This window comes from Burkholderia mayonis (genome assembly GCF_001523745.2).
In the GTDB taxonomy this organism is placed as follows: Bacteria; Pseudomonadota; Gammaproteobacteria; order Burkholderiales; family Burkholderiaceae; genus Burkholderia; species Burkholderia mayonis.
The window spans coordinates 3,663,219-3,687,188 of record NZ_CP013386.1; the positions used below are offsets into that span (position 1 = coordinate 3,663,219).

Genomic DNA, 23,970 nt, shown 5'->3' on the forward strand with positions numbered 1-23,970 from the left:
ATCCCTATTCGTTCGGGTTCCCGATCACCCGGCGTCGACGAGATAGCCCTGCTGCCGCAGTAGTTCGAGCACGCCCTTCGGGCCGCCCAGGTGCAGCGCGCCGATCGCGACGAAGAGCGGCCTATTCGGCGCGGCGATCGCGGTCATCCGCGCGACGAAGCGGCGGTTGCGCTCGTTGACGATCTTGTTGTCGATCGAATCGGCGACCGCCTTCGCGCGCGCGAGCCGCTCCGTCTTCGCGGTCGCCCATGCGGCGAGCGCGTCCGCGTCGCCGATGCGCCAGAGGCGGTGCAGCGCGCGCACGTCGGCGGCGTTCTGCGCGGGCGTCTGCACCATGTCCTGCGCGAGCATCTCGCGCTGCTGCGCGAGCGTGAGCCCCGTGAACGCGCGCATCTGCTCGGCGAGCGTCTCGAGCCCGACGACCTTCCCGCCCTTTTTGCGCAGGAACACGTTCTGCAACTGCGCCTCGGTGCCGTATTCGGTTTGCAGGCCGGCCGACAGCGAATCGTACGTCTCGACGACGAGCGACGCGAGCCACGGCCGCATGTTGCGGATGCCGGCGAGCGCGGCCGGATTGCCGCGCAGCCGGCCCGCGAGCCTCTGCCAGAGAGGCGGCGGCAGCAGGCGCGGCAGGCACGCGTAGTTGCACACGCCGTACTTCGATACGTCGTCCTGCGATTCGAGTAGATCGTCCGGCGACAACTCGAGCGCGAGCGTCGGCGATGCGGCGAGCGCCGCGAGGATCGGACGGCGGAACGGCTGGTTTTGCGGATAGTCGGCGGGATCGCCGACGTGCAGCGTGCCGAGCACGTAGATCGTGACCTTGCCTTTCGTCGCGACGTAGAACGGCATCCGCGCGGGCTGCGTGCGCACCACGCCGCTCGCGACGGTGCCGTTCGACGTCGACGGCGGCGCATGGAAGCCCGGCAGCGACAGGCTCGGCGAAGGAATCGGCGACTGCGACAGCGGCGCGGTCGCAGCGCTGCCCGCCGCCAGCGCGCCGACGGGCGGCCACGCGATGCCGCCCGTCGCGCACGCGCCGGCGAGCACGGCACTGGCGAGCGCACGCGCGCGCCAGCGCCGGGGATGCCTGCCGGCGTGCGTCGCCGCGCGCCGGCCGCCGTTACGCAAGCGGCGCGCGGCTTCGCGCGCCGCCACTGCATCAGGCATTCGCCTCCCCCACCTCCTCGGCGCGATGGCAGGCGACGAGCCGGCCGTCGACAGCGCGCAGCTTCGGCTCCTCGGCGCGGCACCGCTTGACCGCGTACGGGCAGCGCTGATGGAACGCGCAGCCGGACGGCGGATTGAGCGGCGACGGCAGCTCGCCCTGCAGCTTGATCTGGATCTTGCGATCCGCCTCGAAGATCGCGGGCGTCGCCGACATCAGCGCGCGCGTGTACGGATGGCGCGGCCGCGCGTAGATCGTCTTCTTGTCGCCGAGCTCCGCGACGCTGCCGAAGTACATCACCATCACGTCGTCGGCGATGTGCTCGACGACCGCGAGGTTGTGCGAGATGAACACGTAGCTCGTCTTGAACTGCTCCTGCAGATCCATGAAGAGATTGAGGATCTGCGCCTGGATCGACACGTCGAGCGCGGACACCGGCTCGTCGGCGACGACGATCTGCGGATCGAGGATCATCGCGCGCGCGATCGCGACGCGCTGGCGCTGCCCGCCCGAGAACATGTGCGGATAGCGCTTCGCGTGCTCGGGCCGCAGGCCGACCGTGCGCATGATCTGCGCGATCCGCTGCGCGCGCTCGGCGGCCGTCAGATGCGTGTTGATGGCGAGCGGCTCGGCGAGCGTCTGCTCGACCGTCTTGCGCGGATTCAGCGACGCGAACGGATTCTGGAACACCATCTGCACACGGCGGCGCAGCGCGGCGATCGTCTCGCGGTCCGCGCCCGCGACGTCGCGGCCGTCGATCGACAGATGCCCGGACGTCGGCGGCTCGATCATCGTCAACTGGCGCGCGAGCGTCGATTTACCGCAGCCGGACTCGCCGACGACGGCGAGCGTCTTGCCACGCCTCAATTCGAACGACACGCCGTTCAGCGCCTTCACGGTGCCGTGCCCGAACATCCCTCTTCTAACCGCGTAGTGCTTCGCGAGCTTGTCGGCGACGAGCACGATGTCGTCGTGCGTGGCGGACTCGCGCGCTTCGTAGACTGCGTTCATCGCGCGCCTCCTTCCGTGTGCGTCGCTTGCAGGTTGAGCGGCTTGATGCAGCGCGTGCGCATGCCGGTGCCCGGCACGAGCTCGGCGAGCGCAGGGCGCGCCTTCGTGCAGCCGTCGACGACGTACTTGCAGCGCGGCGCGAACAGGCACCCGCTCGGCCTATCGTCGCGGCCCGGCACCATCCCGGGAAGCGCGGCGAGCCGCTTCGCCCCCGCATTGTGCTCGGGAATCGCGGCGAGCAACGCTTCGGTGTACGGATGATGCGGCGATGCGAAGATGTCCGGCACGCGGTTCGTCTCGATGATCTCGCCCGCGTACATCACCGCGACGCGCTGCGCGACTTCCGACACGACCGCGAGATCGTGAGAAATCAGCACGAGCGCCATCCCGCGCTCCTTCTGCAACGCGACGAGGAGATCCATGATCTGCGCCTGGATCGTCACGTCGAGCGCGGTCGTCGGCTCGTCGGCGATCAGGAGCTTCGGATTGCACGCGACCGCCATCGCGATCATCACGCGCTGGTTCATGCCGCCCGACATCTGGTGCGGGAAGGTGTCGATGCGGTTCTTCGCATCGGGAATCCCGACCTGGTCGAGCAGTTCGAGCGCGCGCTTCTTCAGCGCGTCGCCGCGCAGGCCCTCGTGCAGCTTCAGCACCTCCTTGATCTGATAGCCGACCGTGTAGCTCGGGTTCAGGCTCGTCAGCGCGTCCTGGAACACCATCGCGATGTCCTTGCCGATGATCCTGCGGCGCGCCTTCGGGCTCGCCTTCAAGAGATCGACGCCGTCGAACGTGACTTCGTCGGCGGTGACGATGCCGGGCGCGTCGATCAAGCCCATCAGCGCCATCATCGTCACGCTCTTGCCCGAGCCGGATTCGCCCACCACGCCGACCACTTCGCCGCGCGCGACGGACAGATTGATCCTGTCGACCGCGGGCAGCCCGTTGAAGTTCACCGCGAGATTGCGGATGGTCAATAAGTCGCTCATGTCAGGCCATCCGTTTGAGTTTGGGATCGAGCGCGTCGCGCAGCCCGTCGCCGAGCAGGTTGATCGCGAGCACCGAGATCAGGATCGACAGGCCGGGCATCGTCACGATCCACCACGCATTGTCGATGTAATCGCGCGCCGATGCGAGCATCGCGCCCCACTCAGCCGTCGGCGGCTGCACGCCGAGACCGAGGAAGCCGAGCGCGGCCGCGTCGAGGATCGCCGACGAAAAGCCGAGCGTCGCCTGCACGATCAACGGCGCCGTGCAGTTCGGCAGCACCTGCGAGAACATCAGGCGCAGCGTGCCCGCGCCCGCGACGCGCGATGCGGTCACGTACTCCTTCTGCAGTTCGCCCAGCGCCGACGCGCGCGTGAGACGCACGTACGCAGGCAGCGCGACGATCGCGATCGCGAACATCGTGTTCGTCAGGCCGGGACCGATGATCGCGACGACCGCGACCGCGAGCAGCAGCGACGGCAGCGCGAGCAGCACGTCCATCACGCGCATCACGGGCGTGTCGGCCCACTTCTGGAAGAACGCGGCGACGAGGCCGAGCACGATGCCCGGAATCAGCGCGAGCACGACCGACACGAAGCCGATCCAGAACGACATCCGCGCGCCGTACATCAGGCGCGAGAGGATGTCGCGGCCCGCTTCGTCGGTGCCGAGCACGAATTGCCAGTTGCCGCCCGCGAGCCACGCGGGCGGAATCTTCACGTGGTCGCGGTACTGCTCGATCGGGCTGTGCGGCGCGAGCACCGGCGCCAGCAGCGCGACGACGACGAGCACGAGCACGACGATGCCCGCGCCGACCGCGCCGCGATTGCGGGAGAAGTTCGCCCAGAATTCGCGCAGCGCGAGCACACGGCCGCCGACGGGCGCCGCTTGCGACGGCATCGCGTTTTGCATGTCGCTCATTGCGCCTCCCGCGTTGCCGCGCGAGCGCGGCCGAATGCCGCCGCCGCAGTTGACCGCTGATTCAGCGGATGAATACGCGTATGGGAATGCATGTTCGATTACCTCGTATGGCGAATGCGCGGATTCAGCACGCCGTACAGCAGATCGACGACCAGGTTCACGACGATCACGAGCGTCGCGATCAGCAGGATGCCGCCTTGCACGACCGGATAGTCGCGGCGGCCGATCGCGTCGATCAGCCACTTGCCGACGCCCGGCCACGAAAACAGCGTCTCGGTGAGCACCGCGCCCGCGAGCAGCGTGCCCACCTGAAGGCCGATCACCGTGACGACCGGAATCAGCGCGTTGCGCAGCGCATGCACGACGACGACGCGCACGGGCGACAGCCCCTTCGCGCGCGCGGTGCGGATGTAGTCTTCGCGCAGCACTTCGAGCATCGACGAGCGCGTCATCCGCGCGATCACCGCGAGCGGAATCGTGCCGAGCACGATCGCGGGCAGGATCAGATGGCTCACCGCCGACGCGAACGCGCCTTCTTCGCCGGAGAGCAGTGTGTCGATCAGCATGAAGCCCGTCGTATGAGGAATCTCGTATTCGACCGCGAGGCGGCCCGACACGGGCGTCCACCCGAGATACGCCGAAAACACCATGATGAGGATGAGCCCCCACCAGAAGATCGGCATCGAATAACCGGTGAGCGCCGTGCCCATCACGCCGTGATCGACGATCGTGCCGCGCTTCAACGCGGCGAACACGCCGGCCGGCAGCCCGACGGCGAGCGCGAACAGGAGCGCGCAGATCGACAGCTCGACCGTCGCCGGAAAGCGTGCGAGGAACTCGCTCATCACGCTCGTGTTGGTGATGATCGACATGCCCAGGTCGCCGTGCAGCGCACGGCCGACGTAGTGCAGGTACTGAAGGGGCAGCGGCTCGTCGAGCCCCAGGCGATGCATTGCTTCCGCGTGCATCGCGGGATCGACGCCGCGCTCGCCCATCATCACTTCGATGGGGTCGCCCGGTATCAGGTGAATCAGCGCGAACGCGAGCACCGTGATGCCGATGAAGGTCGGGATCACCATGCCCACGCGGCGCAAGACGAATCGGAACATGACGCTTCTCGATATTTTCTTGTGGGAAATGTGCGACCGGCGACGAGGAGCTCGTGGCCCCCCGTCGCCGGATGATTATCGTGCAGTCGGCCTAACGGCGCACCGACGCCGCTTATTTCACGCTGACGCCGTCGAAGCGCGTATAGCCGAGCGGCTCGATCCGCATGTCGGCGACGTTCTTGCGCGCCGGCTGATAGACGGTCGAGTTCGCGATCGGCGAAAACGGCAGCTGCTGTGCGAAGACTTGCTGCGCCTGCATGTAAATCTTCGTACGAGCATCCTGCGACGTCGTCACGCGCCCCTTCTGAACGAGCTCGTCGAACGGCTTGTAGCACCACTCGGAGAAGTTGTTGCCCTTCACCGCCTCGCAGCCGAGCAGCGTGCCGAGCCAGTTGTCGGGGTCGCCGTTGTCGCCGGTCCAGCCGATCAGCATCGTGTCGTGCTCGCCCGCGTGCGCGCGCTTGATGTACTCGCCCCACTCATACGTGACGATCTTCGCCTGCACGCCGATCTTCGCCCAGTCGGCCTGGATCATCTCGGCCATCAGCTTCGCGTTCGGGTTGTAAGGGCGCTGCACGGGCATCGCCCACAGCGTGATGGGGAAGCCGTTCGGATAGCCTGCCTTCGCGAGCAGCGCCTTCGCCTTCGCCGGGTCGTAAGTCGCGGCCTTCAGGTTCTTGTCGTACGACCATTGCGTCGGCGGCATCGGTGCGCTCGCCGCCTGCCCCGCGCCCTGATAGACGGACTCGATGATCGCCTTCTTGTTGATCGCCATGTCGAGCGCCTGGCGCACCTCGAGCTTGTCGACCGGCTTGTGCTGCACGTTGTACGCGAGGTAGCCGAGATTGAAGCCCGGCAGCGACGGCATGTCGACGTTCGCATCGGCCTTCAGCGTCGCGATATCGGCGGGCCGCGGATAGCTCATCACCTGGCACTCGTTGCGCTTGATCTTCTGCACGCGCACGCCCGGGTCGGGCGTGATCGAGAAGATCAGCTTCGAGATCTTCACCGCGCCCTTCTTCCAATAATCAGGATTGCCGTCGAATCGAATCGTCGCGTCCTTCGTGTAGCTGCGGAAGATGAACGGACCGGTGCCGATCGGCTTCTGGTTGATGTCGGCCGCCTTGCCCGCCTTCATCAGCTGGTCCGCGTATTCGGCGGACAGGATCGACGCATACTCCATCGCGAGGTTCTGGATGAACGGCGCGTTCGGCTCCTTCAGCGTGAAGCGGACCGTATACGGATCGAGTTTTTCGACTTTCGTGATCAGCTTGTCGAGGCCCATGTCGGTGAAGTACGGGAACGATACCGGATACGCCTTGCGGAATGGCTGGTTCGCATCGAGCATCCGCTCGAACGTGAACACGACGTCGTCCGCGTCGAATTCGCGCGCCGGCTTGAAGAAATCGGTCGTATGGAATTTGACGCCGTGGCGCAGATGGAACGTGTAGACCTTGCCGTCGGGCGAGATGTCCCATGTCTCGGCGAGGCCGGGCTCGACCTTCGTGCCGCCGCGCTCGAACTCGACGAGGCGGTTGTAGAGCGGAAACGTCGACGCGGTGAAATCGACGCCCGTCGTGAATTGCGCGGAATCGAAACCCGCCGGGCTGCCTTCTGAGCAGTAGACGAGCGTTTTGTTCGGGATCTGTGCGAATGCAGAGCCCGCGACGCCGAAAGATGCCGCTGCAACGCCCGCGATGGCGGTAACACGCAGTGCGCGCAACAGACGATTATGTTCCATGTTTCCTCCAGGTCTCCGGTTCAAGGCCGGCCTAGGCCGGCGTAGGCGGATATTACTTGAGCTTTCGTAAGAGGAACAAGCCGGAGAAAAATCCATTCGTCATGCGCGCGCCATCGTGAAATGCGTGGCTCGGCCGCGCGCGGCGCGCGCGCCGTCGAGCCGATTCGGCGCGATTCGCCGCGATCAGCGTTATCCCTTACATCCTCGATTTTTCGTAACGATCTTCGGCGATGGATCGGGTTCGATACGTGAGTGTTACGGATTGCGCGATCTTTTTTGGCGCGCATTCGCGCCGACGCGTTGCGCGTCGACCGCGCAGGCCGGCCGCAGCGAGCAGCCGCGATCAATCGAAATCGGCGCATAGGGCGGCGCGACCGCGATCAGGAAGATGCCGAGCGTCATCAGCAGAATCACGAGCGACAGCGCCGCCTTGCGCCCCGCTCGATCCGCGTAGAGACCGAGCACGATGCTGCCGATCGGCCGCATGAAGAAGGCGACGCCGAACGTCGCGGTCGTCAGGAGAAGCGACTAATATTCGCTGCTGGTCGGAAAGAACAACTCGGCGATCACGACCGTCATGAAGCTGAAGACGATGAAGTCGTACCACTCGAGCGCGTTGCCGATCACGGCCGCCGCCACCGCGCGCCGGTTCAGCGCATGTCCCGCCGTTTTCGTCGAAGCCGCAATCGATGCCATCCTCGCCCCTCGCTGTCGTCGTGCTTTCGTCGTGCGTCGTGCGTCGTGCGCCTGCGCCGTAACAAGCTGACGCTGCGCCAACGGCCGTGGAGCGAGTGTAGAAAGCGAAGGAATCGATTTCAAGCAATAAAAAAACGCCCGCTGTCGTCGGACCGCGGGCGTTTTTCGCTTCGGTGCGATGCGAAGCGGCGCCGCAAGACGCCGCGCGCCGCGTCACGCCATTTTCGTGAACGCGTTGCACCAGCCCTTCGCCGACACCTGCTTGCCGGGGAACGCACCGCACGGGCCCGACGCCGAGCCCTTCTTGCCCTGATACAGCATGCAGCCCGAACAGGCTTCGCCTGCCGCGTACTTCGGGAACTTCGCCTTGTCGACCTTGGCGGCGTCGGCCTTGTAGCCGAGCGCGACGGCGGTCGGATCAGTTTCGGACAGCATCGGCAGATCGGCCGAGAACGCTTCGCGCGTGAGCGCGAGCGCCGACACGGCGCCGACGCTCGTGATCAGGAAACTCCGGCGGGACGTTTTCATGGGAATTCGCTCCAACATTGTGGGTTGTCGCTGCTCTAGCGGCAGCAGCGCACAAGCATACCGCTCGTGCGCCCGAATGTGACGCGGGTAATTCCGAAGATAAGCCAATCGAAAACAAGAAATCGGCGCACCGCCTACGGAGGTTATGTGCGCGCCGCCATTTCGCCGACGCGCTGCGCGATCGCGAGCGCCGCGGTGAGCCCGGGCGATTCGATGCCGAACAGGTTCACGAGCCCGCGCACGCCGTGCTGCGCCACGCCCTGGATCACGAAATCGGCGGTGGGCTCGCCGGGCCCCGCGACCTTCGGACGAATGCCCGCGTAGGCCGGCTGCAGCGAGTCGTCGGGCAATCCTGGCCAATACGCGCGGATCGATGTGTAGAACGCGGCGGCGCGGCGCGGATCGACGTCGTAGCGCAGCGTGTCGATCCATTCGACGTCGGGCCCGAAACGCGCCTGTCCGGCGAGATCGAGCGTCAGATGCACGCCGAGCCCGGCGCGATCCGGAACCGGGTAGACGAGATGCGAGAACGGCACGCGCCCGGACAGGCCGAAGTAATTGCCGCGCGCGAGATAGAGCGGCGGCACCCAGCGCGAATCGAGCCCGCGAATGCGCTTCGCGAGCGCCTGCGCACCGAGCCCCGCGCTGTTGATCACGCACGCGGCTTCGATCTCGGCCGGCGTATCGCCGCCGACGCGCACGACGAAGCAGCCGCCCCCCACGTCGATCGATTCGACCGGTGAGCGCAGCGCGCACGCGGCGCCGTCGCGCTCGGCGTCGCCGAGGAGCGCGAGCATCAGTTGATGGCTGTCGACGATGCCCGTGCTCGGCGAGAACAGCGCCTCGAGGCACTCGAGCTCGGGTTCGAGCGCCTGCACTTCGTCGCGCGACAGCGACAGCAGATCGAGCACGCCGTTTTCCTCCGCGCGCGCGGCGATCGCCTTCAGTTGCTTCGCCTGCGCGGGCGACGTCGCGACGATGAGCTTGCCGCAGCGCCGGTGCGGCACGTTGTGCGTCTCGCAGAAGTCGTACAGCAGGTCGCGCCCGTGCACGCACAGCGACGCCTTCAACGATCCGCGCGGATAGTAGAGCCCCGCGTGGATCACTTCGCTGTTGCGCGAGCTCGAGCCCGTGCCGATCGCATCGGCCGCCTCCAGGATCAGCGTCTCGCGTCCGCGCGCGGCCAGCTCGCGCGCGATCGCAAGGCCGACTATGCCGGCGCCGATCACCACACAGTCAATCCGCTCCATCGTCATTCGCGTCGCTCACGCTTCGAAAGCAGGACCTACGATTGTACGTCGCGCGACGCGTATGCGCCTGCCGGCCGTCAAAAGCCGATCGGCCGGCGGCGCCCGGTGCTTTCGTCGGTGCGGATGTCGCGCGGCGCGACCGCGTCTCGCCCGTCGAGCCGCGCCGCGCCGAACGCGTGCAGCAGCACGCGGCGCATCGTGCGGGGCGGCATCGCGGCGAGCACGTCGAGCGCGTCGTCGCCCAGCGCGTCGGGGAACCGACGCCCCCACGCGTGCGCGTCGCGGATCTCGCCGTAGATCGTCCGCGCGATGCGGCGCGCGCCCGGCGCGTCGGGCGGCTCGATCTCGTACACGTTCATCCGGTTCATGATCGGCTCGGGAATCGCGCTTGCGTCGTTCGCGGTCGCGATCCAGATCACGTTGCCCGCGTCGATCGGCACCTCGGCGAATTCGTCGATGAACGCGCATGCGGTGTCGTGCTCGAGCAGCGCGTATAGCGCACCGAGCGGATCGTATTGCGCGTCGCTGCCCGCCTTGTCGATCTCGTCGATCGCGATCACGGGATTCGAGTAGCAGCCGTTGACGAGCGCGTCGAACACCTTGCCCGGCTTCGCGTTCTTCCACTGCGACGACGCGCCCGACAGCACCCAGCCCGCCGTCAGCGAGCTCATCGGCACGTAGTGGTAAGCGGTCCCGAGCATCTTCGCGAGCGCCTTCGCGAAATGCGTCTTGCCGATGCCCGGCTCGCCGAGCAGCAGAATCGGCATCAATTCGAGGCGATCGTCGGTTTCGAGGCAAAGCGCCACTTGCTTGCGCACGTCGTCGAGCGGCTCGGCGAAGTTCGGCAATTCCTCGGCGAGCGAATCGAACGCGGGCATTCGCGTCGGCTTCACGCAAAAGCGCAGGTTGCCCGTCTTCAGCATCTTCTCGTAAGTCGCGCGCAGCGCGTCGCTTGCGCCTTCGTTCAGATCGTTCAGCGCCGTCTCGATTCGATCCAGATCGTAGACCGTACTGAACGACGCCACCGCCAGTTCCTGTTTCACCATCGCCGTCGTCATCGCACACCTCGCCTTGCTGCCGCCGTCCGTCTTTCAGACTCCTTCGATTTCAGTGTAGCCAGCGCGACATCCCGCGCAAGCGAGCAGCCGCCGGGGACTGCTGCTAACATCTTCGCGACGCTGCACGCGACACGCGCCGCGCGTATGATCGTAGATTCACGTCGTGCGTGCGCGCATCGCGCCGTCGCCATTCCGTGGCGCGGTCCGCAGCCCTTGCGCATCGCGCCGCTCGTCGACGAGTCAGCCGATGCGTTCGCCGCTCGCGCCGGCTGCCGCGCCGTCGCCGCGGCGCGCCCGTTTGCCGCGCCGCCCGGTGCTTGAAAAATCCGCGCGCTGCGCTCACCTCGTCGATGTCCCCGATAACGGCGCCGCGCGCGAAAGATGAACCGAGCAATTACCCGCGCGGTCGGAAGTTCGATGAATTTGTTTAAGCGTGAGATGTCCGCCTGTCCCGCCTCCCGGCTCGCCCGCGCCGGAAAATTCGTGCTCGAAGCCGGCGTCGCGGGCGCGCTTGTCTGCGCCGCGCTCTCCGCGCATGCGCAGAGCGGTCCGCAGTCCGTGATCGATTGGGAAATCCAGGTGGTGCGCGACGGCCAGACGATCGACACGTTCGAGCAGAAGACCACCGTCGGCCAAGCCCGCTCGGACACGCACAGCTTTCCCGTCGCGCCCGCGGCCAGTTGCGGCGCCGCGACGACGAACGCGTCGGCCGCCGACGCGCCCGCATCCGAAATGTCGCGCACGATCACGGTCGCGCCGCTGTACGTCGAAGGCGACGCGGTCGCGCTCGCGATCGACGCGCAGGAAACGCTCGCCGACGGCGGCGCGGTGCCGTCCGGCGGCGCGCCGTGCACGTCCCCGCCGCCGCTGCGAATCGTCGCAAGCCATCCGGGCCTGAACGCACGCGCCGCGCAGTGGACCGACTGGACCTTGGCCGACCGCAGCCCGCAACTCGTCTATCGCGTGCGTGCGCACGTCGTCGAGGACTGACCGACCATGCACGTGCCCGAGACCCTGCCGCTCGCCGAACCGCAGCCTGCCGAGAACGAGATCACGGCGGTCAGCTGGAATCTGCACAAGGGCCGCTCGCCGCTCGGCTTCACCGCGTGGGACGCGATGCGCAGCTGGGTCGAATCGACGCACGCGGACGTCTATTTCCTGCAGGAAGCGATGGCGCGGCGCATGCCGCGCCCGATGCTCGCGTCCGGCTTCGGCAGGCCGATGGCGGAGCCCGTCGACGACGTCTGGCACTGCCAGGCGACCGAGATCGCGCGCGCGCTCGACTGGCAGATCGCACTCGGGCCGAACGTGTTCAAGCCTTCATGGCGGCACGGCAACGCGATCCTGTCGCCGCATCCGCTCGACCTCGGCGGCCGCTGGGACATTTCCGCGCACCGCTTCGAGCGTCGCGGCCTCCTCGTCGCGCGCGCGACGCTCGCGGGCAGCGCGCCCGTCACGCTGCTGTGCGCGCACCTCGCGCTCACGCGCGCCGCGCGGCTGCGGCAGATGAGCTGGATCGCGCACTGGATCGAGCGCCACGCGAGCACGGGGCCGCTCGTCCTCGCGGGCGACTTCAACGACTGGCGCAACGACTCGATCCCGCTCTTCGGCGAGATTGGCCTGTCCGAAGTCGCGACGCTGCTCGGCGCGTCGGGCCGCACGTTTCCCGCGTTCTCGCCCGCGCTCGCGCTCGACAAGATGTTCGTGCGCGGGATGACGCCGATCGAATGGCGCGCGCCCGGCGACGAAACCGCATGGCTGTCCGATCATCTGCCGTACGTCGCGCGGCTGCGGCTCGACTGACGCCCGAACGCGCGCCGCACCGGACGCACCCGGCGCACCGGCCCCGAAAAGCCTGCCTGAATCGACGAAAGACGCACGCAAGTTTGTCGGCGATTTCCGCGCGTTTGCCGGGATCAAGCACGCGAGCATCCAAGGCACGGTAAAATACGGCGTTTCTCACTCGTCTGTTTTATCGGGTAGGCGTGCGAATGACGTGCGCCATCGGCCGGTCCGCGGACCGGGCCGTCCCTCGGTTTCCGCATCGTTTCCGAATCCATGAGCAAATTCGACACCGCTACCGTCCTGTCCGTCCACCACTGGACCGACACGCTGTTCAGCTTCACTTGCACCCGCGAACAAGCCCTGCGCTTCAACAACGGCGAGTTCACGATGGTCGGCCTGGAAGTCGACGGCAAGCCGCTCACGCGTGCATACAGCATCGTGAGCCCGAACTACGAAGAGCACCTCGAGTTCTTCAGCATCAAGGTGCAGAACGGCCCGCTGACGTCGCGGCTGCAACACCTGAAGGTCGGCGATGCGGTCCTGATCGGCAAGAAGCCGACAGGCACGCTCGTCGCCGACAACCTGCTGCCCGGCAAGACGCTATGGCTGCTGTCGACGGGCACGGGCCTGGCGCCGTTCATGTCGATCATCCGCGATCCGGACATCTACGACCGCTTCGACAAGGTGATCCTCACGCACACGTGCCGCCTGAAGGGCGAGCTCGCGTACATGGATTTCATCAAGCACGACCTGCCGGGCCACGAATACCTCGGCGACGTGATCCGCGAGAAGCTCGTCTACTACCCGACCGTCACGCGCGAGGAATTCGAGAACGAAGGCCGGATCACCGACCTGATCTCGTCCGGCAAGCTGTTCACGGATCTGGACGTTCCGCCGTTCTCGCCCGAGCACGACCGCGTCATGCTGTGCGGCAGCACCGCGATGCTGAAGGACACGACCGAGCTGCTGAAGAAGGCGGGCCTCGTCGAAGGCAAGAACAGCGCCCCCGGCCACTATGTGATCGAGCGCGCGTTCGTCGACTGACCCCGTTTCTTAATCCACATCAAAAACCGGAGCCACCGAAGCCTGGCGCTCCGGTTTTTTTGTGTCGGATTTTGGCAACATGGTTACAAAACGTCATATTTGTATCTCAAAATAGTTACAAGTTCGCGTTGTGTTGCTGAAGTTGTCTGTCAGCGTTTGTCCTACATCGGGAACACCCCGAGGCACGGCGAGCACCTTAAAGCGTCCGCCCAGTATGACTTTGCATATAATTCTGCGATATCATGCGCGGCGCGTGAAAACGGTCCCATTCACTGTTACAGCGCCACGCAAAATGTTACAGAATGTAAATAATGTTTCCGAAGCATATTGCTGACCCCGCCCCGGCTGGCCGTGCCGATCGCGTCGGTCGGCAGTCGTTCCAGTGGGTGTCTGAATAGCTTTCTGAACAGAAAGGGAGAGTCATGGATACGCCGTCTATTGCGCTGTCGAGTGCAAGCGCCCTAGCTTCGTCGTCGCGCGACCTTGCGACCGATGCCGGCATTCCTTTCGTTTCCCGTCCCGCCGTGCGCCCGCCTGCCGCCGAGCGGCTCGGCGCGCGCGTCGCGCAACTGTCCGCCGAACTCGTCGCCGCCGACGAATCCGCGCGCCGCCATCTCGCGGGCGAGCTGCACGACGGCCTCGGGGCCGACCTCACCGCCGCACGCTTCGCGCTTGCGAACATCGAAACCTGGCTGCCGGACGACGTGCCCGACGGATGCCGGCGCGCGCTCGCGCTCGCGCAGCAGGCGCTCGACGCCGCGACGGCCGCAAACCGCCGCCTGATCGACGGCCTCGGCACACCCGCGCTCGAAGCGGGGCTCGTCGGCGCGCTCGCCGCGTGGATCGGCGCGCACGGCGCGCGCACCGGCCTGCGCACGAGCTTCGTCTGCGCGGCCGACGCGCGCGTCACGCAGCTTTCCGCCGACGGCGCGCTCGCCGTATTCCGTGTCGCGCAGGAAGCGCTCGCAAACGTTGCCAAGCATGCGCGCGCATCGGCCGCCGACGTGCGGATCGACGTCGACGACACGCATCTGACCCTCGTCGTCGCCGACGACGGCGTGGGCATTCCGGCCACGCGCCGCCGCGGCTACGGGCTCGGCGGCATGCGCGCGCGCTGCGAAGCGCTCGGCGGCACGCTCGAACTCGTTTCGCCGCGCTCGAGCGGCACGGGCACGGCGCTTTGCGCGCGCTTCGCGTGGGCCGCGCTCGTCGCCCCCGCGCATACGCCGGCCGCCGCGCGCAGGATGCGCAAGGAGGCGCGATGAGTCTGCAGATCCTGCTCGTCGACGACCACGCGATCGTCCGCCAAGGCATCCGTCAACTGCTGATCGACCGCGGCATCGCACGCGAGGTGATGGAAGCCGAGTGCGGCAGCGAGGCGCTCGCGATCACCGACAGGAGCGCGTTCGACGTGATCCTCCTCGACATCTCGTTGCCCGACATGAACGGGATCGAGGTGCTCAAGCGCCTGAAGCGCAAGCTGCCGCGCATGCCGGTGCTGATGTTCTCGATGTACCGCGAAGATCAATTCGCCGTGCGTGCGCTGAAAGCGGGCGCGGCCGGCTATCTGTCGAAGACCGTCAACGCCGCGCAAATGGTGTCGGCGATCAGCCAGGTCGCCGCCGGCCGCAAGTATGTGAGCCCGGCGATGGCCGAGGCGCTCGCCGAATATGTGTCGTTCGAGAACGAGCCGCTGCCGCATGAGAAGCTGTCCGACCGCGAGTACCAGACGCTTTGCATGATCGCGTCGGGCAAGCGGCTCACCGACATCGCGCACGCGCTGTCGCTGTCGGTGAAGACGGTCAGCGTCTACCGCACCCGCCTCCTCGAGAAGATGAAGCTGTCGAACAACGCGGAGCTGACGTTCTACGTGATGAGCAACCGGCTCGTCGACATGAACCCGGCAATCGGCGCGTAGCGCGGCGCGCGTTCCCCGCGCGGCCGACGCCTCCCGCGACGCGGCGCAGCGCCGCGCCGCGCGCAAGCGGTTGTTTTCATTGGACGATTTTTTTGCGGCTCGCGTCGCAATTGCGCATCGTCCGGCACGGGCAAGCGCGCCACATCCGCTAAAATGGCGGATTTTCCACTTTCCGGTGCGCCTCGCGTTTCCGGCAATTCTTCGCAATGTCTCTTTTCCGCAAGAAAAACGTCGACCGCATGATCGCCGGCGCGCACGCGGCCGGCCTCAAGAAGGCGCTCGGCGCGGTCGACCTCACCTTTCTCGGCATCGGCGCGATCATCGGCACCGGCATCTTCGTGCTGACCGGCACGGGCGCCGTGCAGGCCGGCCCCGCGCTGATGCTGGCGTTCGTGGTCGCGGCGATCGCGTGCGGCCTCGCCGCGCTGTCGTATGCCGAATTCGCATCGACGATCCCCGTCGCCGGCTCGATCTACACGTATTCATATGCGACGCTCGGCGAGCTCGTCGCGTGGATCATCGGCTGGGATCTGATGCTCGAGTATGGGCTCGCGGCGTCCGCGGTGTCGGTCGGCTGGTCCGGCTACCTGCAGTCGCTGCTGCAGGGCTTCGGCGTGTCTCTGCCCGCGGCGCTCACCGCCGCGCCGGGCGCGCTGCCGGGCGTCGTCACCTACTTCAACCTGCCCGCGTTCCTCGTGATGATCATCATCACGACGCTGCTGTCGATCGGCATCCGCGAATCGACGCGCGTAAACAACATCATGGTGTTCATCAAGGTCGCGGTCGTGCTGCTCGTGATCGCGGTCGGCGTCTTCCACGTGACGCCCGCGAACTGGAAGCCGTTCATGCCGCACGGCTGGAACGGCGTGTTCGGCGCGGCGGCCGTGATGTTCTTCGCGTTCATCGGCTTCGACGCGGTGTCGTCGGCGGCCGAGGAAGTGAAGAATCCGAAGCGCGATCTGCCGATCGGCATCATCGCGTCGCTCGGCGTGTGCGCGTTCCTGTACGTCGCGGTCGCGGCTATCGCGACGGGCATCGTGCCGTGGGCGCAGTACGCGAACGTCTCGCATCCGATCTCGTACGCGCTGCAAATCGCGGGCGAGAAGTGGGTCGCGGGCTTCATCGACCTCGGCGCCGTCGTCGGCATGCTGACCGTGATTCTCGTGATGAGCTACGGCCAGACCCGGATCATCTTCGCGATGTCGCGCGACGGCCTGCTGCCCGCCGCGCTGTCGCGCGTGCATCCGCGCTTCGCGACGCCGTTCCTGACGACCTGGCTCGTCGGCCTGTTCTTCGGCTTGATCGCCGCGCTGATTCCGCTCAACGTGCTCGCCGAGTTGATCAACATCGGCACGCTCGCCGCGTTCTCGATGGTGTCGATCGCGGTGCTCGTGCTGCGCCGCACGCACCCGGATCTGCCGCGCGCGTTCCGCTGCCCGGGCGTGCCGGTGGTGCCGATCCTCGCGGTCGCCGCTTGCCTGTTCCTGATGCTGAACCTGCAGCCCGTCACGTGGATCGCGTTCGGGACGTGGCTCGTGATCGGCCTCGTCGTGTACTTCGCGTACTCGCGCCGTCATTCGAAGCTCGCGCACGGCGCCGAGCAGCACTGACGCGTTTCTTCCCGCGTATCGCGCGCAGCGGGCCTGCTCGAGCGGCTCGCCGGCGCGTGCAATAGGCGCTCCCGACTTCCGGGAGCGTTTTTTTTGCGCGCGCGGCCGCTCCTGCGCGCTTTCACCGGACGCGCCATAATCGCGCCATCGAGCGGCCGGGTCTCCCGCCGGCCGGGACGTCGCAAGGATCGGATCATGGAAAGCATGGATCTCGAAGTGCTGAGGACGGGCGCGCGCTGGCTCGGCGACGGCCGCCGCGCGCTGCTCGTGACGGTCGTGCGGACCTGGGGTTCGTCGCCGCGGCCGGAGGGCGCGATGCTCGCGGTGCGCGACGACGGGCTCGTCGTCGGCTCGGTGTCGGGCGGCTGCATCGAGGACGATCTGATCGCACGCGTGCAGGCGTCGGGCGTCGCGAGCTGGGCGCGGCCCGAAGCGGTCAAGTACGGCGTGACGGCCGAAGAAGCGCATCGCTTCGGCCTGCCGTGCGGCGGCACGATCGAGCTCGTGCTCGAACCGCTCGCGCCGAAAAGCGGCATCGCGGCGCTGTGCGACGCGCTCGAACGCGGCCGGCTCGTCACGCGCACGCTCGATCTCGCGACGGGCGAAGCGGCGCTCGCGCCCGCGATCGCGACCGACGGGCTGTCCTTCGACGGCGCGCGCCTCGTGACGATTCACGGGCCGCGCTACCGGATGCTCGTGATCGGCGCGGGGCAGTTGTCGCGCTATCTGTGCCAGATCGCGGTCGGGCTCGACTATCAGGTGACGGTCTGCGATCCGCGCGAAGCGTACACGGACGCGTGGGACGTGCCGGGCACGCGGCTCGTGCGGACGATGCCCGACGATACCGTGCTCGACATGCAGCTCGATCGCCGCTCGGCGGTGATCGCGTTGACGCATGATCCGAAGCTCGACGATCTCGCGCTGATGGAAGCGCTGAAGACGCCGGCGTTCTACGTCGGCGCGCTCGGCTCGCGGCGCAACAGCCAGGCGCGGCGCGAGCGGCTGCGCGAGTTCGATCTGGGCGCGGCGGCGCTTGCGCGGCTGCATGGCCCGGCGGGCATCTACATCGGCAGCCGCACGCCGCCGGAGATCGCGGTGTCGATCCTCGCCGAGGTGACGGCGGCGAAGAACGGCGTGTCGCTGCCGACGATCCTGCAGGTCGAAGGGGCGAAAGCGGCGCGGGAGGTCGCGGCGGGCGGCGGCGCGGTCTGCGGGATTTAACGCGGCGGCGGCGCGCATCGATCACCGGTTGGCGTCGGCGGTTGGGCGGTTGGGCGGTTGGGCGGTCGGCGGTCGGCGGTTGACGGTTGGCATTCGACAGTCGCTAATCGCAAATCGACGCTCATCATTCAGCGCTGCAGCCAAGCCACACGGCTCTCGCCACCACCACGATACTCAGCGATCGCGCATCCCACCATGCGCGGACCGCGCGCGCCCCGTCGTCCCGCGCACGAGCAATCTCGGCGCGGAAGTCGTCCGCGCGCGCGCCGCTGCCAGTAGCGCCTCGTCGACGCCCCCTCCCGTCTCGCGCAACGCGTTGAGCAGTTCGACCGCCAGATCCGCCGCCTCGTCGATCGGAATCGCGACGGTCGTGAGCGCCGGCCGCACGTCGTTCGCCAGATGAATGTTCGTGATCCCGACGATCGACAGATCGTCCGGCACCTGCCTGCCGCGCTCGGCCGCCGTGTGCATCGCGCCGATCGCCGGCAGATCGTTCGTCGCGAAAAGCGCGGTCAGGTGCGGCTTCGCGTCGAGCAGCCGGCGCGCTGCGCGCGCGCCGCCGTCGATCGTGTCCGGCTCGCACGCGACAGCCGCGACATCGAGACCGTGCTCGCGCATCGTGTCGACGAAGCCGTCGAATCGCGCCGCGTGCACGCCCGTCTCCGAACGGCCGCCGACGATCACGCCGACGTCGCGATGCCCGAGCGCGATCAGGTGCTGCGCCGCGAGCCGCCCCGCCAGCCGGAAATCGACCGCGACGCACGGCAGCGTGTCGGGCAGCGCGTCCGGGCGCTCCCACATGCACAGCACGACGGGCACGCCGCGCCGCTGCACGTCGAGCAGGTCGGGCAGATGCAGGTTCGCGTTCGTCACGAGAATGCCTTCGGAAATCGTCCCCGCGATCTGGTCGAGATACGCGCGTCCTTCGGACGGGTTGTCGTTCGTATTGCAAACGATCAGGAACTGCCCGTTGCGCCGCACCGCCTTTTCGACCGCCAGTGCGAACTCCGGGTAGAACGGGTTTGCGATGCTCGACACCATCAGCGCGACCGTCGGCGCGCGCCCTTCGGCGAGCGCGCGGGCGGCAAGGTGCGGCCGATAGCCGAGCGCGCGCACCGCGTCCAGCACGCGCGCGCGCGTATCGGCGCCGACGCGCCCGCGGTTGCGCAGCACGTTCGATACGGTCGCCGCGGTCACGCCCGCACGCTGCGCGACCTCATTCAACGTCGCCATCTCGTCTCTCACTATCTGAGCCGGTTATTCAATATTTGATTCGCAAATTTTTCTGGCGCACCATCGTCGCACATCGAGTCGCCGAAACACGGGCGCGGCGCATCCGCGATCGCAGGCGGTCATTTTTTTGAGCCCGATGATTAAGCGCTTAATCTTACGCGGCGCATTAGAACATGGAGTGGAGACGATGGCGAGCATTTCATTGAGGCGCGTGCAGAAAGCCTATGGAGACGGCGCGCCGGTCATCCGCGACGTCGATCTGGAGATCGGCGCGCACGAATTCTGCGTGTTCCTCGGGCCGTCCGGCTGCGGCAAGTCGACCTTGCTGCGGATGATCGCCGGACTCGAGGATCTGAGCGACGGCGAGCTGCTGATCGACGGACGGCGCGTCGACGACGTTCCCGCCGCCGAGCGCGGCGTCGCGATGGTGTTCCAGAGCTACGCGCTGTTTCCGCACATGACGGTCTACGAAAACATGGCGTTCGGCCTGAAGCTCGCGCGCACGCCGAAGCCGGAGATCGACCGGAAAGTGCGCGACGCGGCGCGCATCCTGCAACTCGACGCGCTGCTCGACCGCAAGCCGAAGGCGCTGTCGGGCGGCCAGCGGCAGCGCGTCGCGATCGGCCGCGCGATCGTGCGCGAGCCGGGCGTGTTTCTGTTCGATGAACCGCTGTCGAATCTCGACGCGACGCTGCGCGGGCAGACCCGCATCGAGATCGCCCGCCTGCACCGGCAGTTCGCGAACGCGAGCGTCGTCTACGTGACGCACGATCAGACCGAAGCGATGACGCTCGCGGACAAGATCGTGCTGCTGCACGCGGGCGCCGACGCCGCGCGCGACGGCAGCATCGCGCAGATCGGCACGCCGCTCGAGCTCTATCACCATCCGAACAGCCGGTTCGTGGCGGGCTTCATCGGCTCGCCGCGGATGAATTTCCTGCCGGCCGTCGTCGCCGCGCGCGACGTAAATCGCACGACCGTCACGCTCGCCTCCGGCGAAGCGCTGACGCTGCCGCGCGACGGCACGGCGCTGCAGGCCGGCGACGAAGTGACGCTCGGCATCCGCCCCGAGCATCTCGCGCTCGCCAGCGAGCCAACGCCCGCGACGCTCGCGCGCGACGTCGCGCTCGTCGAACATCTCGGCGAGCTGAGCTACGTGCATCTCGACGAGCCGGGCGGCGCGCCGCTCGTCGCGAAAGTGCCGGGCGACGCGCGGCTGCGCGCGGGCGATCGCGTGCGGCTGCACGCGCCCGCCGCCGCCTGCCATCTGTTCACCGCAGACGGCCGCGCGGTGCCCGCGTGCGCCGTCGTTCACCACTACGCATAAGGACTCGGCATGCGCATCGGCGTTTGTTACTACCCGGAACACTGGCCCGAATCGATGTGGGCGGAAGACGCCCGCCGGATGAAGACGCTCGGCATCGAGCAGGTGCGGATCGGCGAATTCGCATGGAGCCGCATCGAGCCGTCGCCGGGCGAATTCGACTGGGGCTGGCTCGATCGCGCGATCGACGTGCTCGGCGCGGCGGGACTCGACGTCGTGATGTGCACGCCGACCGCGACGCCGCCGAAATGGCTGATCGACCGCCATCCCGACATCCTCGCGACCGGCGCCGACGGCCGGCCGCGCACGTTCGGCTCGCGCCGCCACTACGATTTCTCGTCGCCGGCGTACTACGACGCGTCGCAGCGGATCTGCACGGCGGTCGCCGAGCGCTACGGCCGGCATCCGGCCGTGCGCTACTGGCAGACCGACAACGAGATGGGCTGCCACCACACGGTCGTCAGCTACTCGCCCGCCGCGCTGGCGCGCTTTCGCAACTGGCTGAAGGCGCGCTACGGGACGATCGACGCGCTGAACCGCGCATGGGGCACGGTGTTCTGGAGCATGGAGTACCGGCGCTTCGACGAGATCGACGCGCCGATCGGCACCGTGACCGAAGCGCATCCGTCGCATCGCCTCGACTATCGCCGCTTCGCGTCTGACGAGCTCGCGCGCTATCACCGGATGCAGGTCGACGCGATCCGCGCGCATTCGCCCGGCCGCGGCGTCACGCACAACTTCATGCAGCTCTTCACCGAGTTCGATCACTACGAGGTCGCGCGCGATCTCGATTTCGCCGCATGGGACAGCTACCCGCTCGGCGCGCTCGAAGAGCAATGGTTCGCGCCGGAGCTGAAGGCGCGCTGGCTGCGCACGGGCCATCCGGATTTCGCATCGTTCAATCACGACGTCTATCGCGGGATGTCGAAGCAACCGTTCTGGGTAATGGAGCAGCAGCCGGGCCCCGTCAACTGGGCGCAATGGAATCCGGCGCCGCTGCCCGGCATGGTGCGGCTGTGGAGCTGGGAGGCGTTCGCGCACGGCGCAGGCTGCGTGTCGTATTTCCGCTGGCGGCAGGCCCCGTTCGCGCAGGAGCAGATGCACGCCGGGCTGAACACGCCGGACAACGCGCTCGACGTGGGCGGCCATGAAGCCGCGCGCGTCGCGCGGGAAATCGCCGCGCTGCGCGACGCCGCCGGCGCCGGCGCCGATGCCAAGGTTCGCGCGCAGGTCGCGCTGATCTACGACTACGAAGCGACGTGGCTGTTCGGCGTGCATCCGCAAGGCGCGGATTTCCACTATCCGCGCTTCGCGTTCGAGTACTACTCGGCGCTGCGCGCGCTCGGCTTCGACGTCGACGTCATTCCGGCCGGCGCGCCGCTCGACGGCTACCGGCTGATCGTCGTGCCGCCGCTGCCCGTCGTGCCGGACGGTTTCGCCGCTCGGCTCGCGGCGTCGAACGCGCATGTCGTGCTCGGGCCGCGCAGCGGCTCGAAGACACGCGATCTGCAAATCCCGCCGACGCTGCCGCCCGGCCCGCTCGCATCGATCGTGCCGATCCGCGTGTGGCGCGTCGAGTCGCTGCGGCCGAACGTCGTCGAGCGCGTCGACGGCGCGTTGCGCGACGGCACGGCGTTTTCGGGCTTCGCGCGTCACTGGCGCGATCTCGTCGAGCTGCGCGACGGCGCGCACGGCGACGTGCGCGCGCGCTTCGCTGACGGCCATCCGGCATGCATCGCGCACGGCCGGCTGCATTACTGGGCAGCCCTCTTCGACGAAGGCACGACCGAGCAGCTCTTCGCCGACGTTGCCGCCGAAGCGGGACTCGCGCCCGCGCCGCTCGGCGACAGCGTCCGCGTGAGCCGCCGCGGCGGACTCACGTACGTCTTCAACTACGGCGACGCGCCGCACACGATCGACGCGGTCCCGCCGTCGGCGTTCGTGCTCGGCGACGCGCAGGTCGAGCCGCGCGGCGTCGCGGCCTATCGCGGCTGACGGCGTCGGCAGTACCGGCGCCGCGCGGCGTCGTCCATCCACACCAACATCGGAGACACACATGAACCATCGCCCCATCCGCTTCATTGCCGGGCTCGCGGCGACGGCCGCCGTCGCGGTCGCGTCGTTCGGCGCCGCGTCGCCCGCCGACGCCGGCACGCTCGCGATCAACATCGCGTTCAAGGGCGCGAGCCAGCGCGCGGTGTGGCAGTCGACGCTCGACGCGTTCCACAAGGCGCACCCGGACATCGACGTAAAGGCGACCTTCGTCGACGAAGAGGCATACAAGGTCCAGTTGCCGGCGTGGCTCACGACAGTCGCGCCCGACGTCGTCAACTGGCACGCGGGCGAGCGGATGGCGTACTACGCGCGGCGCGGCCTGTTCGAAGACCTGAGCGCCGACTGGGCGAAGAACGGCTGGAACGCGATGTATGCGTCGACGCGCGACGCGTCGTCGTACAACGGCAAGCAGTACGCGGCGCCGACCGTCTACTACTCGTGGGGCCTCTTCTACCGGAAGGATCTGCTGCACAAGGTCGGCATCGCCGACGAGCCGAAGACCTGGGATCAATTCCTCGCCGCATGCAAGAAGCTGAAGGCGGCGGGGATCACGCCGATCGCGATCGGCGGCCGCGATGCGTGGACGCTCGCCGGCTGGTTCGACTATCTCGACTTGCGGATCAACGGCAACGCATTCCATCAGCGGCTAATGGCGGGCGACGTGCCGTACACCGACCCGCGCGTGAAAAAGGTGTACACGACGTGGAAGTCGCTGATCGACGCCGGCTACTTCGTCGACAACGCGCTGTCCTACGATCTCGACGGCGCGCAGCCGTTCCTGTTCCAGGGCAAGGCGGCGATGATGCTGATGGGCACGTTCATCGCGGCGGGCTTTCCGCAGAACGTGAAGCCGCAGATGGGCTACTTCCAGTTTCCGATCATCGATCCGTCGGTGCCGACCGCCGAGGACGGCCCGGTCGAATCACTGCACATCCCGACGAAAGCAAAGAACAAGGCCGACGCGCGCACGTTCCTCGCGTTCGTCGAAACGCCGGAGATCGGCGCGAAGCTCGCGGAAGGGCTCGGTTCGCTGTCGGCGAACAGCAAGTCGCCGGAACCCGACGATCCGATCTCGCGCATCGGCTTCCGGATCCTCGCCGGCACGAAGGGCGGCGTCGCGCAGTTCTACGATCGCGACATGACGAAGGAAATGGCCGACGAGGGAATGAAGGGCATGCAGCAGTTCATGGCCAATCCCGCGCAGCTCGACGCCGTGCTCGCGCAGCTCGAACAGACCCGCAAGCGGATCTACAAGAAGTGATTCGGCGGCGGCCGTGCGCCGCCGCGTCCCGTTTCAGGAGTTCGCCGTGC

At 67.5% G+C, this 23,970-nt stretch carries 20 protein-coding genes and 1 pseudogene; 10 read left to right on the plus strand and 11 right to left on the minus strand.

Going from position 1 to position 23,970, the window contains the following annotated elements:
• Positions 1–24: 24 nt before the first annotated feature.
• The 10 genes and pseudogenes from WS70_RS17715 to WS70_RS17760 form a co-directional block, all read right to left on the minus strand.
• Positions 25–1,170, minus strand: a complete 1,146-nt coding sequence (locus WS70_RS17715; RefSeq protein ID WP_059469356.1) for a TraB/GumN family protein — start codon at positions 1,168–1,170, stop codon at positions 25–27.
• Positions 1,163–2,179, minus strand: coding sequence for a peptide ABC transporter ATP-binding protein (locus tag WS70_RS17720; protein WP_059597536.1), 1,017 nt, complete (start codon positions 2,177–2,179; stop codon positions 1,163–1,165). Before WS70_RS17720 ends, WS70_RS17715 begins: the two co-directional genes overlap by 8 nt.
• Entirely contained in the window at positions 2,176–3,168 is a 993-nt protein-coding gene (locus WS70_RS17725; RefSeq protein ID WP_059469358.1) for an ABC transporter ATP-binding protein, read from the minus strand. Before WS70_RS17725 ends, WS70_RS17720 begins: the two co-directional genes overlap by 4 nt.
• Position 3,169: 1 nt before the next feature.
• The gene (locus WS70_RS17730) at positions 3,170–4,087 is read right to left on the minus strand and encodes an ABC transporter permease subunit (RefSeq protein ID WP_059469359.1); all 918 of its coding nucleotides are present in this window, start codon (positions 4,085–4,087) and stop codon (positions 3,170–3,172) included.
• A gap of 98 nt (positions 4,088–4,185) precedes the next feature.
• A complete protein-coding gene (locus WS70_RS17735) occupies positions 4,186–5,196 on the minus strand; it encodes an ABC transporter permease subunit (protein WP_059597537.1) in 1,011 nt (336 codons plus the stop codon).
• A 112-nt stretch (positions 5,197–5,308) separates the two neighbouring features.
• Entirely contained in the window at positions 5,309–6,937 is a 1,629-nt protein-coding gene (locus WS70_RS17740) for an ABC transporter substrate-binding protein (protein ID WP_059469361.1), read from the minus strand.
• A 345-nt stretch (positions 6,938–7,282) separates the two neighbouring features.
• Positions 7,283–7,633: pseudogene (locus WS70_RS17745) on the minus strand (MFS transporter); the annotation flags it as partial.
• 213 nt (positions 7,634–7,846) lie between these two features.
• Positions 7,847–8,161: a high-potential iron-sulfur protein gene (locus WS70_RS17750; protein WP_059469362.1), complete on the minus strand. Its 315-nt coding sequence runs from the start codon at positions 8,159–8,161 to the stop codon at positions 7,847–7,849.
• Positions 8,162–8,304: 143 nt separating this feature from the next.
• The gene (locus WS70_RS17755; RefSeq protein ID WP_059469363.1) at positions 8,305–9,417 is read right to left on the minus strand and encodes an NAD(P)/FAD-dependent oxidoreductase; all 1,113 of its coding nucleotides are present in this window, start codon (positions 9,415–9,417) and stop codon (positions 8,305–8,307) included.
• A 71-nt stretch (positions 9,418–9,488) separates the two neighbouring features.
• Complete coding sequence (locus tag WS70_RS17760; protein ID WP_059469364.1) at positions 9,489–10,469, minus strand: AAA family ATPase; 981 nt, start codon at positions 10,467–10,469, stop codon at positions 9,489–9,491.
• 417 nt (positions 10,470–10,886) lie between these two features.
• Here WS70_RS17760 and WS70_RS17770 point away from each other — a divergent pair, with 417 nt between their 5' ends.
• The 7 genes from WS70_RS17770 (at position 10,887) to WS70_RS17800 (ending at position 18,047) form a co-directional block, all read left to right on the plus strand.
• Positions 10,887–11,459, plus strand: coding sequence for a hypothetical protein (locus tag WS70_RS17770; protein ID WP_059469365.1), 573 nt, complete (start codon positions 10,887–10,889; stop codon positions 11,457–11,459).
• A gap of 6 nt (positions 11,460–11,465) precedes the next feature.
• Positions 11,466–12,272, plus strand: coding sequence for an endonuclease/exonuclease/phosphatase family protein (locus WS70_RS17775; RefSeq protein WP_059469366.1), 807 nt, complete (start codon positions 11,466–11,468; stop codon positions 12,270–12,272).
• A 255-nt stretch (positions 12,273–12,527) separates the two neighbouring features.
• The gene (locus tag WS70_RS17780) at positions 12,528–13,298 is read left to right on the plus strand and encodes a ferredoxin--NADP reductase (RefSeq protein ID WP_059469367.1); all 771 of its coding nucleotides are present in this window, start codon (positions 12,528–12,530) and stop codon (positions 13,296–13,298) included.
• A 422-nt stretch (positions 13,299–13,720) separates the two neighbouring features.
• Positions 13,721–14,563, plus strand: a complete 843-nt coding sequence (locus WS70_RS17785) for a sensor histidine kinase (protein WP_059469368.1) — start codon at positions 13,721–13,723, stop codon at positions 14,561–14,563.
• Complete coding sequence (rqpR, locus tag WS70_RS17790; RefSeq protein ID WP_059469373.1) at positions 14,560–15,216, plus strand: response regulator transcription factor RqpR; 657 nt, start codon at positions 14,560–14,562, stop codon at positions 15,214–15,216. Before WS70_RS17785 ends, rqpR begins: the two co-directional genes overlap by 4 nt.
• Positions 15,217–15,422: 206 nt before the next feature.
• Positions 15,423–16,826, plus strand: a complete 1,404-nt coding sequence (locus tag WS70_RS17795; RefSeq protein WP_059469369.1) for an amino acid permease — start codon at positions 15,423–15,425, stop codon at positions 16,824–16,826.
• Between the two features lie 195 nt (positions 16,827–17,021).
• The gene (locus tag WS70_RS17800) at positions 17,022–18,047 is read left to right on the plus strand and encodes an XdhC family protein (protein WP_108033975.1); all 1,026 of its coding nucleotides are present in this window, start codon (positions 17,022–17,024) and stop codon (positions 18,045–18,047) included.
• Positions 18,048–18,221: 174 nt separating this feature from the next.
• Here the strand turns inward: WS70_RS17800 and WS70_RS17805 are convergent, their stop codons facing one another.
• Positions 18,222–19,280 (minus strand): LacI family DNA-binding transcriptional regulator, encoded by a 1,059-nt coding sequence (locus tag WS70_RS17805; protein WP_059471531.1) that lies wholly within the window; start codon positions 19,278–19,280, stop codon positions 18,222–18,224.
• Between the two features lie 187 nt (positions 19,281–19,467).
• On the opposite strand from WS70_RS17805, the gene WS70_RS17810 reads away from it, so the two are divergent.
• The 3 genes from WS70_RS17810 to WS70_RS17820 all read left to right on the plus strand — a co-directional run bounded on the left by WS70_RS17810 (position 19,468) and on the right by WS70_RS17820 (position 23,920).
• A complete protein-coding gene (locus tag WS70_RS17810) occupies positions 19,468–20,607 on the plus strand; it encodes an ABC transporter ATP-binding protein (protein ID WP_059597980.1) in 1,140 nt (379 codons plus the stop codon).
• A 9-nt stretch (positions 20,608–20,616) separates the two neighbouring features.
• Entirely contained in the window at positions 20,617–22,599 is a 1,983-nt protein-coding gene (locus WS70_RS17815) for a beta-galactosidase (RefSeq protein ID WP_059597979.1), read from the plus strand.
• 61 nt (positions 22,600–22,660) lie between these two features.
• Positions 22,661–23,920, plus strand: a complete 1,260-nt coding sequence (locus WS70_RS17820) for an ABC transporter substrate-binding protein (protein WP_059471528.1) — start codon at positions 22,661–22,663, stop codon at positions 23,918–23,920.
• Positions 23,921–23,970: the final 50 nt, after the last annotated feature.